12 protein-coding genes and 1 pseudogene are annotated in these 14,843 nt (G+C 32.5%); 5 read left to right on the top strand and 8 right to left on the bottom strand.

Features of this window, described 5'->3' with window-relative positions:
- Nucleotides 1–127: 127 nt before the first annotated feature.
- From ACKVOD_RS04205 to ACKVOD_RS04190, 4 genes are all read right to left on the bottom strand, one after another.
- Nucleotides 128–775 carry an alpha/beta hydrolase gene (locus ACKVOD_RS04205; protein ID WP_409208224.1) on the bottom strand — a complete coding sequence of 216 codons (648 nt, stop codon included), beginning with the start codon at nt 773–775 and terminating at the stop codon, nt 128–130.
- Between the two features lie 99 nt (nt 776–874).
- Nucleotides 875–1,204 (bottom strand): hypothetical protein, encoded by a 330-nt coding sequence (locus tag ACKVOD_RS04200; RefSeq protein ID WP_409208223.1) that lies wholly within the window; start codon nt 1,202–1,204, stop codon nt 875–877.
- A gap of 144 nt (nt 1,205–1,348) precedes the next feature.
- Complete coding sequence (locus tag ACKVOD_RS04195) at nt 1,349–2,602, bottom strand: dihydroorotase (RefSeq protein WP_409208222.1); 1,254 nt, start codon at nt 2,600–2,602, stop codon at nt 1,349–1,351.
- 33 nt (nt 2,603–2,635) lie between these two features.
- On the bottom strand, nt 2,636–4,576 hold the full coding sequence (locus tag ACKVOD_RS04190; RefSeq protein ID WP_409208221.1) for a vWA domain-containing protein: 1,941 nt from the start codon (nt 4,574–4,576) through the stop codon (nt 2,636–2,638).
- Between the two features lie 111 nt (nt 4,577–4,687).
- On the opposite strand from ACKVOD_RS04190, the gene ACKVOD_RS04185 reads away from it, so the two are divergent.
- A complete protein-coding gene (locus ACKVOD_RS04185; protein ID WP_409208220.1) occupies nt 4,688–5,803 on the top strand; it encodes a lactonase family protein in 1,116 nt (371 codons plus the stop codon).
- A gap of 71 nt (nt 5,804–5,874) precedes the next feature.
- Here ACKVOD_RS04185 and ACKVOD_RS04180 read toward each other — a convergent pair whose 3' ends face one another.
- The 4 genes from ACKVOD_RS04180 to ACKVOD_RS04165 form a co-directional block, all read right to left on the bottom strand.
- Nucleotides 5,875–7,224: a DEAD/DEAH box helicase gene (locus tag ACKVOD_RS04180; RefSeq protein WP_409208219.1), complete on the bottom strand. Its 1,350-nt coding sequence runs from the start codon at nt 7,222–7,224 to the stop codon at nt 5,875–5,877.
- A 472-nt stretch (nt 7,225–7,696) separates the two neighbouring features.
- Nucleotides 7,697–8,944: a WG repeat-containing protein gene (locus tag ACKVOD_RS04175; protein WP_409208218.1), complete on the bottom strand. Its 1,248-nt coding sequence runs from the start codon at nt 8,942–8,944 to the stop codon at nt 7,697–7,699.
- A 395-nt stretch (nt 8,945–9,339) separates the two neighbouring features.
- The gene (gene glgA, locus ACKVOD_RS04170) at nt 9,340–10,566 is read right to left on the bottom strand and encodes a glycogen synthase (protein WP_409208217.1); all 1,227 of its coding nucleotides are present in this window, start codon (nt 10,564–10,566) and stop codon (nt 9,340–9,342) included.
- A 345-nt stretch (nt 10,567–10,911) separates the two neighbouring features.
- Nucleotides 10,912–12,027, bottom strand: a complete 1,116-nt coding sequence (locus ACKVOD_RS04165; protein WP_409208216.1) for a bifunctional methionine sulfoxide reductase B/A protein — start codon at nt 12,025–12,027, stop codon at nt 10,912–10,914.
- Between the two features lie 281 nt (nt 12,028–12,308).
- On the opposite strand from ACKVOD_RS04165, the gene idi reads away from it, so the two are divergent.
- The 4 genes and pseudogenes from idi to ACKVOD_RS04145 all read left to right on the top strand — a co-directional run bounded on the left by idi (nt 12,309) and on the right by ACKVOD_RS04145 (nt 14,767).
- Entirely contained in the window at nt 12,309–12,845 is a 537-nt protein-coding gene (idi, locus tag ACKVOD_RS04160; RefSeq protein WP_409208215.1) for an isopentenyl-diphosphate Delta-isomerase, read from the top strand.
- 13 nt (nt 12,846–12,858) lie between these two features.
- Nucleotides 12,859–13,269, top strand: a complete 411-nt coding sequence (locus ACKVOD_RS04155; protein WP_409208214.1) for a 6-pyruvoyl trahydropterin synthase family protein — start codon at nt 12,859–12,861, stop codon at nt 13,267–13,269.
- Nucleotides 13,269–13,724, top strand: a complete 456-nt coding sequence (locus ACKVOD_RS04150; protein WP_409208213.1) for a peroxiredoxin — start codon at nt 13,269–13,271, stop codon at nt 13,722–13,724. The genes ACKVOD_RS04155 and ACKVOD_RS04150 overlap by 1 nt, the downstream gene beginning before the upstream one ends.
- Before the next feature lie 137 nt (nt 13,725–13,861).
- Nucleotides 13,862–14,767, top strand: a pseudogene (locus ACKVOD_RS04145) (type I phosphomannose isomerase catalytic subunit).
- Nucleotides 14,768–14,843: the final 76 nt, after the last annotated feature.

The following is a 14,843-nucleotide window of genomic DNA, read 5'->3' as shown; positions in this document are numbered from 1 at the left end:
TGCTAACTGCTAACTGCTAACTGCTAACTGCTAACTGCTAACTGCTAACTGCTAACTGCTAACTGCTAACTGCTAACTGCTAACTGCTAACTGCTAACTGCTAACTGCTAACTGCTAACTGCTACACTCATCCTAAAAGTAGCCAATTCTTAAAATCATAGAAATTTTGTGGAGAAACACCGTGCCCAATTGGGTATTCTTTGTAAGTAGTTGCGATTCCTAAATTTTCTAAAAAAGGTTTTGCTTTTCGTCCCCATTCAACAGGAATTACTTGGTCAACAGTGCCGTGTGAAGCGAATATTTTAAGATTTGAAAATGTATTTTTCAAATAATCGTCTTTAATAATTTCTGGGTTCAAGTACCCACTCATGGCAACAACTCGTTGTACTTTTTCAGGATAGGAAAGTGCTATAGCATAACTCAAAATCGCGCCTTGGCTAAAACCTATGAGGGTTACTCTTGTTGCATCTATAGGGTAATTTGCGATTAATTCATCGATAAATACAGCAATTAAATCTCTGGATTCAACAGCTTGATTGTGATCTGAAAACTTATTTTCATCGGCATCAAAGTTGATAGCATACCACGCATAACTTTTGTATTGCATGTCAAATGGAGCTCGGGCGGATATGATATAATAATCTTCGGGTAGTTCTGTCGAAAATGAAAACAAATCATCTTCGTTACTACCATAACCATGTAATAGGAGCAAAACAGGATTTTTTTCTAATTTTATTTTGGGTATTTTGATGCGGTATTCGAGTGATAATTTCATAATAAAAATCTAATCTAATTGTTGTCAAGTCGAGCGCAGTCGAGACTATAAGTTAGGTCTCGACTGCGCTCGAATTGACAAAATCCTTGTTTTATTTAACTAAGATATATTTTCAAGCCATTTTTGGAAATATTTTCCCAACAAAGGAATTGGTTTTGTTTCGCCATTGATGGCACTAAAAATGCCATAAGTCCATAAAACAGAAAGGAAAATCCACATAGAGATGGAAATCATTGGGCTGTCAAAATTACTAATGATAAGTCCCAACGAAATAAAAGTGATTGATAAACCCAGTGCTTGACGAATGTGAAAAGAGGCAAAGGAATTTTTTTCTTCACTATTCATCGACATAGCAATAAAAACACCAATGATTAAAATATAACTGGTTATAGCGGCAGTTTTTCCTTTTTCGATGTTGTTGTTTTCCATTTTATTACTGTTTTACCGCAAAGACGCTAATTCGCAGATATTTATAGGTTTTCAAATAAAGGTCACAAATAAAATCTGAGTAAATCTGTTTAATCTGTGACCCGAGCGACAGCGAACTGGCAAAGCAAATCTGTGGCTAATTTTTTAACTTAAAACCAACTCTCCCTGATTATAAATTCCATATACTTTCCCTTTCATTTCAACTCCAAGAAATGCAGAATTCTTCGATTTAGACAGGATGTTTTCTTTGGTAAAAATGCTTTTTCCATCGGGATTGAATAAAGTGATATTTGCTTTATTTCCTTCGGTAATAGTTTGTATATCAATTCCAAAAGTGGCTTTTCCTACAGTTAATTTTTCAATTATTTTTTCAATAGATAATACTGTTGACAACGAGCCAAAAGTACTTTCTAGACCTATAGTTCCATTTTTGGCATAGTCAAATTCCATTTTTTTATTTTCAATATCAATCGGATTATGGTCCGATGTAATCATATCGATGGTATTATCAAGAATCCCAGCGATTAGTGCTTGCCTATCAATTTCGGTTCTTAATGGGGGTGTAACTTTGAATCGGGTATCAAAACCTTCTAGTGTCGAATCGGTTAAAACCAAATGGTGTACAGCAACGCTACACGTAACGTTCAACCCTTTGGCTTTGGCATCTTTTATTAATTGCACTGATTTTGCAGTTGAAATAGTTGGAATATGTAGTTTTCCGCCAGTGTATTCTAGTAAAAATAAATTTCTAGAGATTTGTAATTCTTCGGCTAGATTAGGGATTCCTTTTAAACCCAGTCGAGTAGAAGCCACACCTTCGTTAGCCACACCGTTTCCTTTTATTGTTGCATCTTGTGCAAAAGCAATTACTAATCCGTCAAAATCTTGCACATATTGCAAGGCTATTTTTAATATATTGGCACTGTCTGTACTTTTGTTATAATCTCCAAAAGCTACTGCACCTGCATTTTTCATATCAAACAATTCACTCATATCCTTGCCTTCACTATTTTTTGTCAACGCTCCAATAGGATATAGTTGGGTGGTAAAACCATTGGCTTTATTTTTGACAAAATTTATTTGAGATTGATTATCAATAATCGGGTAGGAGTTGGGTTGCAATGCAATGGCTGTGAAACCACTTCGAGCCGCAACATTCAGTCCGTTTGCAATGGTTTCACGATCTTCAAATCCTGGTTCGCCAAGGGAAACGCTGCTGTCAAACCAACCTTGAGAAATATGTAAATTGTCAAGACTTACTTCCTGAACATTTTTGGGATTAGAAATTGAATTTTCTATTTTTTGAATACGACCATCAACAATTAAAATATCTACTATTTTGTTGTGAAAAGGACTTTTAGAATCAATAACTTTTGCTTCTCGGATGATTATGTTCATAATAATTATAAATTACTTGAATTTCATTTTTTTTTACTTTACGAATCGTATAATTGCCATTTCACAGAGTACAAATAGCAATGCAAATATAACAAACCATTTCCATATTTGAGTATCAGTTCTATCAGTATGTAGCGTATCGAATACCGTTGCAATAGAATCAATTGTTTTATAGTCTGAGATGATATTCTCATCGGTTTTCTCTAAGTTACTTTCGGTTCTATTATAATTAAAACTAATATTTTGCAGTATTTCTTTTTTATTAATGATTTTAAAGTTGCCGGCTTGTTCTGGCAAATCACTAAAAGTTAATTTCACTTTATTATTCATGATTTGTTGAATAGGGATAAAGGCTTCATCGTTATTACTAACTTCTAAAATTGCATCTTTAGGTAAGGTAGTATCAACAAAAAAAGAGCTGTTGTTGCCAATGCTGAAGGATTTTACACCTGTATTTTGATTGTTTAAAGCCATTTTATAAAAAACTGGAACAATCAAAGGAGATTGTTGAAAATTTGAATTTTCGAGGTTTATAGGCGCAGCAAAAATATAAATTGAACCTCCCGAACCGTTGCGAGTATTATTGATGGATGTCAAAAAATAGCTTTGGTCTTCATAATTTAAAATAGCTGGATTAGATGTTGAAATACCGTAGGAAACTTTTGTTTTTGGATATTGAAAATTAGTAATTTTACTTTCAAAAACTCCATTAAATAAAGGGTTGTCAAAGTTAATTTTAGTAATTTTTTTTTCTTTATCCTCTAACAATTTGTATTGGATTGATCCAAAATTTTGCAAGAACGTATTCATATTTCCGATAGATGATTTGGACGATGGAATTTGAATTAAGTTCCCCCCTTTTTCAACAAATGATTTTAATGTAGTTTGCAATGCTTGTGGAATTTCGTCAAGTTCATTTAAGATGATAGCATCTTGTTTTTCGATGGCGTTATAATCTAAAGTAAGAATATCAAAATTGATATAATTGAATTCATCGTTGGTGTAAATTCTAGACAAAAAATCACTTTTTTTAGGTACTCCAATACTGGTAACATTAATTTTATCGGGTTTTGAGATACTGAAATACAAGATATTGTCATAGGCTAATCCGCTATCGGTGATCGATGCATAGCCATTAAATTCATTTTTAGGAATGGTGAAATAGATGATTTTTTCTTTGGTGTCCAGTTTAGCTTGTGTCTTGGCAATAAGTTTGTTTTGATTGTATAAAGCCAACGGAATATTATTATTTTTTTCTCCAAAAACAGTCAACTTCAATCCTATTTCATAGAATTCATCTATGGTTTGATGAATGAAAACACTGTCTATAGAAACATTATTTTGGTTTTCGGCTTTTGGAATAACGAAATAGGTATTGCTATTTTCATCAATACTCTTTAGTTGATTAGGTAACATTCCTGCAGCATCGGTAATAATAATGACATCTTTATTGTATATCGACTTACGAGATTTTATTTTAATCATTGCACTTTCTAATTGAAAAGGTAGTGCTGAATATTTTAGGTTTTGTAATTCTTTTTGAATGGATTTTATATCGGTATTCCAATACGTTTCGGAATTGGTAATCAGCGAAAATGTTTGGTTTTCGGGAGTGTTTTCGAGTAATTCCTGCATGGCTCTTTTTAGAAGTTCTCCCTTTTGACCTTTAGCCTGCATCGAAAAAGAATTATCTAAAACAATATACATTTCGTTAGCATTGTTTTTTGTGTCTTTAGCCTTAAAAAAAGGTTGTGCAAATGCAATAATAATTGTGGTTAACAGCAATAATCGCGTAGCTAAAAGAAGCCACTTTTTGATTTTTGAACTTTTCCGAGTTTGTATAGAAAGTTGTTTGAGTAACTTAACATTTGTGAAATATTCTTTTTTAAAACGGCGTAATTGAAATAAATGAACTACTATTGGAATGACCAACAAAAAAAGAAAAAAGAAAATTTCGGGGTTTTTGAATTGCATTTTTTACTTAAGTTTGTCAAAAGTACAAATTTGTAGATAATGGCAAGTTTATATTCTTGTATTTTTGTTTAATTCCCTTTTTAATATAGACATTTGTTTACTTCAATCAATATGAAAAATACTTATTTACTTCAATTCATCTGCATTTTTGCAATTACTATTTCTCAAGCCCAAGAATCTAAAAGTAACTTACTTATTGGAACCTTTACAAAAAACTGTGAAAGTAAGGGGATTTATGTATATGAATTCGATTCTAATACAGGGGATTTGAGTTTCAAGAATAGTACTGAGGGTATCTTAAACCCCGGTTATTTAACCATTTCAAAAGACAATAAATTTGTTTATTCTGTGGGTGAAAACGATAAAAAAAGTACTGTAAATGCTTTTAATTTTGAATCTAAAAGTGGTATATTAAGCTTTATTAATTCAGAATTTTCAAATGGGCAAAACGGATGTTATATAATTAATGATGATAAAAATATAATTACAGCCAATTATTCGAGTGGAAACATTTCAGTTTTTGACAAAAATAGTGATGGTAGTATCGCCCAATCCAAACAATTAGTGCAACATACGGGCAAAAGTATAAATGAAAAAAGACAGGATGCACCTCATGCTCACATGGTGTATTTTTCGCCAGATATGAAATATGTTTTGGCAAATGATTTAGGAACAGATAAGGTTTATGTATATCAATATGATAAGAATTCTGAAGCTACTAATTTAGTGCTCAAATCTACCATTGATCTTAAGCCTGGTAGTGGACCAAGACATTTAATTTTTAGTAATAATGGAAAGTTTGTGTACGTTTTGCAAGAGTTGGATGGAACTATAACGTCTTTTAGTTATGCCAAAGGAGTATTAAAAAAAGTAAGCGAAGTAACAGTAATTGCATCTGATTTTAAAGGTGATATTGGAGCTGCTGACATACACATTTCTCCTGATGGACAATTTTTGTATGCTACAAATAGAGGAACAGCCAATGATATTTCGGTATTCAAAATAGAAAAAAGCGGAAAATTAGATTTTGTTCAAAGAACCAGTACTTTAGGAAAAGGACCTCGAAATTTTGCGATTGATCCTACCGGAAACTTTTTGTTAGTAGGGCACCATTATTCAAATAACATCGTGATTTTCAAAAGAGATAAAACTACTGGAACCTTAACAGATACTGGAAAAAAGGTAGAATTGTGCGCTCCAGTTTGCTTGGTTTTTACTAAAATCTAACTTAATTTACAAATCTGACTCGAGCCCGCAACGGCGGGCGAACAGGCGAAGCAAATCTACATCTTGCCAACTTACTTCTTATCCTTACGTTTCTTGGCTTGATTTTTAAGCATATTTCTATTTACCGAACCATGCGTTTTTTTCTTAGTAACACCCGGACCGCCTAAATTGACTTTTTTATTCTTTTTGCTTTTTTCGTGAAAGGCTCCATCACCTTCTAATTTCACTTTTTTCATTAAGAATTTCAAGACTTGACGTTCTTTTTCAGGTTCAATTAGCTTTGCTGATATTTCTACATTTTCTGGAAAAGGTTCTATAGGAAGTTCCATATTCATTAATATTTCAATAGCAATTCTTGATTCTTCTTCACGAGGGGAAATTAAACTGATGGCAGTACCTGAGGTATCGGCACGACCCGTTCTACCGATACGGTGCATATATAATTCTGGAAGTTCAGGCATTTCAAAATTGATAACATGAGTGATATTCGAAATATCCAAACCTCTAGCCATAATATCAGTAGTGATTAACCCACGAAGATTACCTTCTTGAAACTCCGCCATGGTACTCAAACGATAATTCTGAGATTTGTTCGAGTGAATGACTCCAAATTGACCTTCAAAATCTTCCTCGATTCTTTCATGAACCAAATCAGCAATTTTCTTATTATTGACGAAAACCAAAACACGACTCATGTCGTAATTCGTTAGTAATAAATGTTTTAGGAGATTAATTTTGGTGTTGAAATTAGGTGTCTGATAACCCAATTGTTTGATTTTTTCTAATGGTGTTCCTGATGCCGAAAGGGTTACCTCTTCAGGATAATCAAAATAATCATTCAAAATGGCATCCACTTCGTCGGTCATTGTAGCCGAAAATAATATGTTTTGACGTTTTTTAGGCATCATTGCTAAAATGGCTGTCAACTGCGTTCGGAAACCTAAATTGAGCATTTCGTCAAATTCATCAATAACTAGTTTTTGCATTTCTTCAAACCGAATCACATTGTCCAAGGTTAAATCCATGATTCTACCGGGAGTACCAACTAAGATATCACAACCTTGATAAACCGTTGTTTTTTGAGTATTAATGTTCACACCTCCAAAAATAGCAACGGTTCGAACCGACATATATTTGGTTAGTTTTTCGACTTCCTCAGCGACTTGAACTACTAGTTCACGGGTTGGAACAAGAATTACTATTTTTGGAGTATGGCCAGGGGTGAATTTGTATAATTTCAATAAAGGTAATAAATAAGCAAAAGTTTTACCTGTACCTGTTTGTGCAATTCCCATCATATCACGCCCAGACATAATTACAGAAAATGTTTTTTCCTGAATAGGAGTGGGGTTAACAAATCCTAAATCGTCAATAGCTTTTTGTACAGATTTAGGAAGATTGAATTGTTCAAAGGTGGTCATAAAACGCATATTTTTTGCAAAGGTACGTTTTTCATATTAAAGTCCTTCCCCCTTGTATTTAAACAGCTTTCTATGACTTGAAAACCACATTTTTTGATTATCTCTTTTTTACAAACTAAACTTCATCCCAAAAATAAACCTCGCTTATCCAGAATTTTCAGGAGCTTACGAGGTTGTTCTAACTTGTTCTTCTGCGACAAGTACCAAACTTATCTTTAACACGCTAAATAAAGAGTTTGCAAGGCGGCTTTTAAAAAACTTTTTACGGGTTCTTTTGGTAAGTTTGTTGAATTAAAATAGATTATAATTCGTATAAATTGTTGTAATTCGTGTAAAAAAAACAAAAAACAATTTTAATTTTTTTGATCTGTTTTTCACCCATTCAATATAAAGAGAATTATAGAATTAATTTTAAAAAAAAACCATTTCTAATGAGAATGAAGTGAAATATATAGGAATCAAACTATTTAATTTATTTTGCTATAATAAGTTCAGTTTTCCCTTTTATTATACCTTCAAGATTTTCATTATTGACTATTTTTTCATATTTAGGTTTCACAATTTCCTTTCCGTTTTCGTCTATGAAACCTAAAAGTCCATTTACTTCAACTAAAGCCCAATTTTCTTTATATTCTCCATAAACATCAATTTTTTTGTACTTGGGTTTCACAATTTCTTTTCCGTCTTGGTCAATAATCCCTATAAGTCCTTTTATTTCAACCAAAGCCAAATTTTCTTTAAAATCGCCAAAAGGTGCTATTTTAGTATATTTTGGCATTACAATTTCCTTTCCGTTTTCGTCTATGAAACCTTGTAATTCGCCCACTTCAACCAAAGCCCAATTTTCTTTAAAATCTCCAAATTGTGCTATTCTTTTATACTTCGGTTTAACTATTTCGGTAGCTGTTTGGTCTATAAACCCTAAAAGACCACCCAATTCAACTAAAGCAACGTTTTCTTTGTACTCGCCAAATGGATGAATTTTGTCGTATATTGGTTTTATAATTTCTTTACCTTCTACATCTATAAATCCCAGTAAATTATTCGTTTCAACTAAAGCCCATTTGTCTTGATAATCTCCAAATTCCTTGATTTTATCATATTGAGGTTTTACAATTTCTATTCCCTCGTTATTAATAAAACCCAAAAATCTTCCTGAATGGATTAAGGCCCAATTTTCAAGAAAGTCTCCAAAAGGAGCTATTTTTTCATACTGAGGTGCGATAATTTCTATCCCTTCATTATTTATAAATCCAAAACAACCTCCTTTTTCAATCAATGCCCAATTTTCTTGAAATTCGCCGAATGGTGCAATTTTTTCATAAGTAGTTTTTACAATTTCGTTTCCTGAAGTATTTATAAATCCAAAAAGCCCAGCTTTCTCGACCATTGCCCAATTTTCTTGAAAGTCTCCGAATATTGAAATTTTTTCATACTGTGGTTTTACAACTTCTTTTCCGTCTTTATCAATAAAGCCAAAAAGTCCTGATTTCTCAACTAATGCCCATTTTTCTTGAAAGTCTCCGAATAGTGAAATTTTTTTGTATTGTGGTTTTACAACTTCTATTCCGTCTTTATTAATGAAGCCAAAAAGTCCTGATTTCTCGACTAATGCCCAATTTTCTTGATATTCGCCATAGGAAAGATTTTTGGAATCACTTTGTCCGTAGCTTAGGAAAGAAATGGTTAGTAAACCAAGAATCAAATTTATTTTTTTCATATAGTGTATACTTTACATGTTTTAGTTTTTCTTAATGCAATTCCTAATAAAGTGTTAGCATACTATGCAACTTTATTTGTATAAGAAATAAGCCTTAGAATAAATTTAACTCCAAATATATAATAATTAACAAAACCCCCTTTGAGTTTATTTATTTTTTATGATAATTTTTTGATTCTTTATACTTCGAAAAATCAGTCTAATAATTTTAGGCGATTCTTTTAATTTTATTATGATAATTTTTGAAGTATTTTATTAATGTCATAACCGCTAACTGTAGTTCTCTTTGTAAAGAAATATCCCTAGGGAGTCTATCACCATGCGTTCATTGGAGCGTTGTAACTCTATTTATTACTACTTTTTTTTTAAAATTATTAGGATGAATAATAGTTTGATCAAGCCTTCTCTTTTACAAACCCATCAATCACGTTTTGGTAATAATTAAAAGTGGTTTTGGCAATTGATTCCCAACTAAAAATGCTTAATACACGCTCTCGTCCTGATTTTCCCATTCGGTTGGCTAAAGCTTCGTCGTCTAAAAGCATATTGATTTTGGCTGCTAATGCTTTCTGGAACGCTTCGGGATTTTTAGGATTAAAGTCCGTTCTAGAAACACTTTCAAGCGGAACTAAATAACCTGTTTTGCCCTCAACAATAATCTCAGGAATTCCGCCTACATGGCTTCCTACAACAGGCGTTTCACATGCCATGGCTTCGAGGTTGATGATGCCAAACGGTTCGTATAACGAGGGACAAGTAAAAACTCTAGCATGACTGTATAATACTTTTATTTTTTCGCGAGGCAACATTTCCGATATTAAGATAACACCTTCTCGTTCTTGTTTTAATTTGGTGATTAAAGCTTCAGTTTCTTCGGCAATTTCCTTAGTGTCGGGAGCACCCGCACATAGCACAATTTGACAGTTTTTGTTGAAATATTTTGCGGCTTCTATCAAGCCTGATATCCCTTTTTGTCGGGTTATGCGCCCTACAAAAAGCACAAAAGGTATGTTAGGATCTATACCTAGCGATACCAATAATTCGTTATCAAATGTGGGTTGGTAAAATTCGGGGTCTATTCCGTTATGAATTACGGTTACTTTTTTAGGGTCAACACCATAGGCTTCAATCACATCTTCACGCATTTGCTCACTTACCGCTATGATGCCGTCGGCAGTATTGTATGCTTTGTTTTCTAACCATCGCGATAAAAAATAACCGTTGCCTAGTTGTTCTACCTTCCAAGGGCGGTGTGTTTCTAGACTGTGTGTCGTTAATATTAAAGGTACTTGTAGTAATTCGCGCGTGAAAATACCTGCAAGATGAGTGTACCAAGTATGGCAATGTATAATATCTGCTTCGGGAGTTGCCTGAGACATTTCGACATTTTTACTCAGGTTATGAAACATTTTAATATGTGGGTTGGCCTCATCGACCATTTTGGTCAATGATGAGGTGATTCCCTGCACATGTATCGATTCGGTTTCTTCTTGTTGGTCGCCAAAGCAACGCACTTCAACCAGGGCTAGTTTGGTTAATTCTTGACTTAAAAAATCGACATGAACACCCGCACCTCCATAGATGTTAGGTGGAAATTCATTGGTAAAGAGAGCTATTTTCATAAGTTTAATTTGAATGTTTTAAAGTTGGCATATTATTTCAAATATAATAAATATAAGCTGCTAAGTAGTAAAACACTTTAAATTATTTTAGTGGTCAAATAGAATACTAAGTAATGGTTAAATTTTAATGTCGTTTTCAAAATCTTTATTTTTTTGCCACAGATTTGCTTTGTCTGTTCACTTCGCTCGGGTTACTGATTAGCACAGATTAATTCGTAACCTAGCTTTAAAAATCTTTTTAATTCTTTTAATCTGTGACGAAAACTCTTTTTAATATGCGACAAGATATATTTCTTGCTACTTATTTATAAAAAAAAACCGAAAATTACTTTTCGGTTTTAATATTTATTTTTTCAAACGGGTTTTAAATATTTTTTCAAACTTTTCTATTTTGGGTTGAATAACCATTTGACAATAGGGCTGACTTTTATTGTTTTCATAATAATTTTGGTGATAGTCTTCGGCTTTGTAAAAAGGTTTGTATTCTTCGAGAGTCGTTACAATAGGATTAGAAAATACTTTTTCGGTATTCAATTGATTAATGATAGATTTTGCGGCTTGATATTGTTCGTTATTGGTATAAAAAATAACAGAACGATACTGAGTTCCTACATCGCCACCTTGTCGGTTTAAAGTAGTTGGATCATGAACTGTAAAAAACACCTGAAAAATTTCGTCAAGGGTGGTTTTAGTTTTGTCAAAAGTAATTTGAACTACTTCAGCATGACCGGTTGTACCTGAACAAACTTCTTTGTAACTAGGATTTGCGCCAATGCCACCTGTAAATCCTGAAACTACCGATTTTACTCCATCTAATTTTTCATAAATAGCTTCAACACACCAATAACAACCCCCACCAAGGGTAATGGTTTCAAGCATGTCATTTGTTTTTGTTGCTGTGATTGTTTTTTCGGGTACAAAATCTAAAGCGATGGAATTCATGCAATATCTTTTGCCTGTTGGCTTTGGACCATCGTCAAAAAGATGTCCCAAGTGACCATCACATCGTCCGCAAAGCGCTTCGATCCTTTTCATTCCATAGGAATTGTCTTCTTTGTAAACCACGCTGTTTTTGTTCTCTTGTTCAAAAAAACTAGGCCAACCGCAACTGCTTGCAAATTTTTGGTCGGATTTAAATAATTTATTGCCACAAGCCGCACAATAATAGGTTCCTTTGGTCTCTGAATCCCAAAGCTTTCCCGTAAAAGCTCGTTCTGTGTCGGCATTTCTAGAAACAGCATACAAATCTGGCGAAAGTACTTTTTTCCACTCAGCATCCGTAACATGTAGTTTTGTGGTATCGGTGTTTGAATAATACGGATTTTCGGGGTTTGAAATTGAGTTTTCCATAAGGGATGTTTTTTGAGAATTGTTTTGTTTTGTTGTTGTTTGTCCACAAGCCTGTAGCATAAATAAAGAAATCATTAATGACAGGATTCGAAATTGTAATACAGTTTTCATAGTTGTTTATTTTTTATACCACAAATGTATAATGATATCTGAATCCTATTTGTAGTATAGCTTACAATTGTTGGTTTAGCTAGCTAAATTTGAACATTTTTAACACATATTAATTTGAAAATAAAGTACCAAAAAGAATCTTAAAACTAAAAAACACAAGATTATTTACAGCATTAAAAGTAACAAATTCAACTATTAAACGCTCGTTAAACTTTTCACAAACTTTATGGAATCCCTTATTCCATTTCTTTTTTTGTATTTTTGAAAAGTAATCTAAAGTTATGATAGAAGAAAATGTTATACTTGTAAATGAAGAGGATAAACAAATAGGTTTGATGCCTAAACTTGAAGCTCACGAAAAAGCAGTTTTACACAGAGCATTTTCAGTTTTTATTTTGAATAGTAAAAATGAATTAATGCTCCAACAAAGAGCCCGTCAAAAATACCATTCTCCTTTATTATGGACCAATACTTGTTGTAGTCATCAACGAGAAGGAGAAACTAATATTCAAGCTGGAAACCGAAGATTGTATGAAGAAATGGGTTTTAAAACTGAATTGAAAGAATTGTTTCATTTTATTTATAAAGCCCCTTTTGATAATGGATTAACAGAACATGAACTCGATCATGTTATGATTGGTTATTACAACGGAGAACCCAAAATTAATATTGAAGAAGTCGAAAATTGGAAATGGATGTCTATTGAAGCTGTTCGTATAAATATAAAATTTCACCCTGAGCTGTACACCGTATGGTTTAAAATTATTTTCGAAGAATTTTTTCACTATTTAGAAGATCATAAAATTTCTAACCTCTAACCTCTAACCTCAAATGAAAGTAACAATATCTAGAAAGGCTCATTTTAATGCTGCTCACAGATTGTATCGTAAGGAATGGACTTTTGAACAAAATGATGCTGTTTTTGGCAAATGCAACAACCTCAATTTCCATGGTCATAATTATGAATTAATAGTGAGCGTAACTGGAGAGATTAATCAAGAAACTGGTTATGTGATGGATGTAAAAGTGTTAAGTGATTTGATTTTGGAGGAAATTGAAAAACCTTTTGATCATAAAAATTTAAATTTAGATGTTCCTGAATTTGAAAATCTGAATCCAACTGCCGAAAATATTGTGGTTGTGATTTGGAATAAATTGAGAAAACGAATTGCATCCAAATTTGATTTGGAGGTAGTTCTTTATGAAACACCGCGCAATTTTGTAACTTATAAAGGAGAATAATGGCATTGCAACTTGGTGATAAGGTACCCGATTTTTTTGCAAAAAATCAAGATGGGACTCTTTTTGAAAGCAATTCAGTAGTAGGAGTAAAGCCTGTTGTCATTTATTTTTATCCTAAAGACAATACACCAGGTTGTACCGCTCAGGCTTGTAGCTTTCGGGATCAATACGAAGATTTTAAAGATTTAGGTGCCGAAGTTATCGGGATTAGTAGTGATAGTGCTATTTCTCACGTAAAATTCGCAAAAAAATACCGACTTCCTTTTATTTTACTTTCAGACGACAATCAAAAAATAAGAAAATTTTTTGGTGTTAAACCTAATTTATTTGGTTTGATTCCCGGTAGGGTAACGTATGTTTTAGACTCAGATGGAATAATCAGATTAGTGTTTGATAGTGTAGTAGCAACAAAACATATTCCAAAAGCTTTAGAAATAATTAAAAAAATGCAATAAATAATTTTTTAAATTTTAAATTCATTTATTTCAATTCATTTATATTTTATAGTTAAATGCCTATTTTTATTGGTATAACAACGTTTATTGATTATAAGTTGAGATTACTTTTTTGCAAGTTTGCAGCATAAAAATATTTGAGCATGGAATACTATCATTTACAGTTTACTCCAATTTTAAAAAAAAGAATTTTAGGGGAACTAAGTTAAAATCTTAGTTAAATAAGCCTATTCTATCTGAAACTGTAGGCGAAAGTTGGGAAATATCTACAGTTGATGATAATATAAGTGTCGTAACAAATGGAATTTTAGCAGGGAAATCACACTATTAGATTTAATTGATTCTTCTCCAGAATCAATTTTGGGATTTGAGTTTTATAAAATTCGGCAAACAATTCCCCTTGCTTTTTAAATATTTAGATGCTCGTCAGGATTTATCAATTCAAGTGCATCCAGATGATGAATTGGCTAAAAAACTTCATAATTCTTTTGTAAAAACCGAAATGTAGTATATTATGCAGGCAGATGAAAATGCAAGAATCATTTTAGGTTTCAAGGAAGAATCTAATGCCTATATAAAAAATCTAAAAAAACATTGCATTCTGTACTCAATGATGTAAAAGTAAAAATGGGTGATGTTTTCTTTTTAGAAACAGGAACCTTACACGCTATTGGTGCTGGATTAGCAGTAGTCGAAATTCAACAAGCATCTCATATAACTTATCGTATGTATGATTTTGACAGAGTAGATGCTCCAGGAAACGAAAGGGATCTAAATGTAGATTTAGCTTTAGGTGCTATAAATTATGAGAAAACGAATACTTTTAATCTTATACTAAAGAAATTAACCAGTCAAACGAAGCTGTTAATTGTCCTTATTTCACAACGAATTTTATTCCATTAGATGGGGAAATTTCAATTCATAAAAACGGAAATTCATTTACTGTTTATATGTGTGTGGATGGTAATTTTGGAATTGAGTCCGAGGGTGAAATCTTTCAGTATTCTAAAGGTGATACCTTATTAATACCCGCTGCTTTTTAATCTTTCATAATTACTGGAAAAGCCTCTATTTTAGAAATCTATATTTCTTAGTCCTTTATATAAAGATTATATGTAC

It is taken from the genome of Flavobacterium sp., assembly GCF_046155325.1.
Taxonomy (GTDB): Bacteria; Bacteroidota; Bacteroidia; order Flavobacteriales; family Flavobacteriaceae; genus Flavobacterium.
The sequence above is the reverse complement of the archived record's forward strand: the minus strand, read 5'-3'. Positions and strand labels throughout refer to the sequence as shown.

Bases quoted from the DNA above. Each gene is read 5' to 3' on its own strand.
- ACKVOD_RS04165 (WP_409208216.1), bottom strand. From the start codon at position 12,027: ATGAAAACTGTATTACAATTTCGAATCCTGTCATTAATGATTTCTTTA.
- ACKVOD_RS04200 (WP_409208223.1), bottom strand. From the start codon at position 1,204: ATGGAAAACAACAACATCGAAAAAGGAAAAACTGCCGCTATAACCAGT.
- ACKVOD_RS04150 (WP_409208213.1), top strand. From the start codon at position 13,269: ATGGCATTGCAACTTGGTGATAAGGTACCCGATTTTTTTGCAAAAAAT.
- idi (WP_409208215.1), top strand. From the start codon at position 12,309: ATGATAGAAGAAAATGTTATACTTGTAAATGAAGAGGATAAACAAATA.
- ACKVOD_RS04205 (WP_409208224.1), bottom strand. From the start codon at position 775: ATGAAATTATCACTCGAATACCGCATCAAAATACCCAAAATAAAATTA.
- ACKVOD_RS04190 (WP_409208221.1), bottom strand. From the start codon at position 4,576: ATGCAATTCAAAAACCCCGAAATTTTCTTTTTTCTTTTTTTGTTGGTC.
- ACKVOD_RS04185 (WP_409208220.1), top strand. From the start codon at position 4,688: ATGAAAAATACTTATTTACTTCAATTCATCTGCATTTTTGCAATTACT.
- ACKVOD_RS04195 (WP_409208222.1), bottom strand. From the start codon at position 2,602: ATGAACATAATCATCCGAGAAGCAAAAGTTATTGATTCTAAAAGTCCT.
- ACKVOD_RS04155 (WP_409208214.1), top strand. From the start codon at position 12,859: ATGAAAGTAACAATATCTAGAAAGGCTCATTTTAATGCTGCTCACAGA.
- ACKVOD_RS04175 (WP_409208218.1), bottom strand. From the start codon at position 8,944: ATGAAAAAAATAAATTTGATTCTTGGTTTACTAACCATTTCTTTCCTA.
- glgA (WP_409208217.1), bottom strand. From the start codon at position 10,566: ATGAAAATAGCTCTCTTTACCAATGAATTTCCACCTAACATCTATGGA.
- ACKVOD_RS04180 (WP_409208219.1), bottom strand. From the start codon at position 7,224: ATGACCACCTTTGAACAATTCAATCTTCCTAAATCTGTACAAAAAGCT.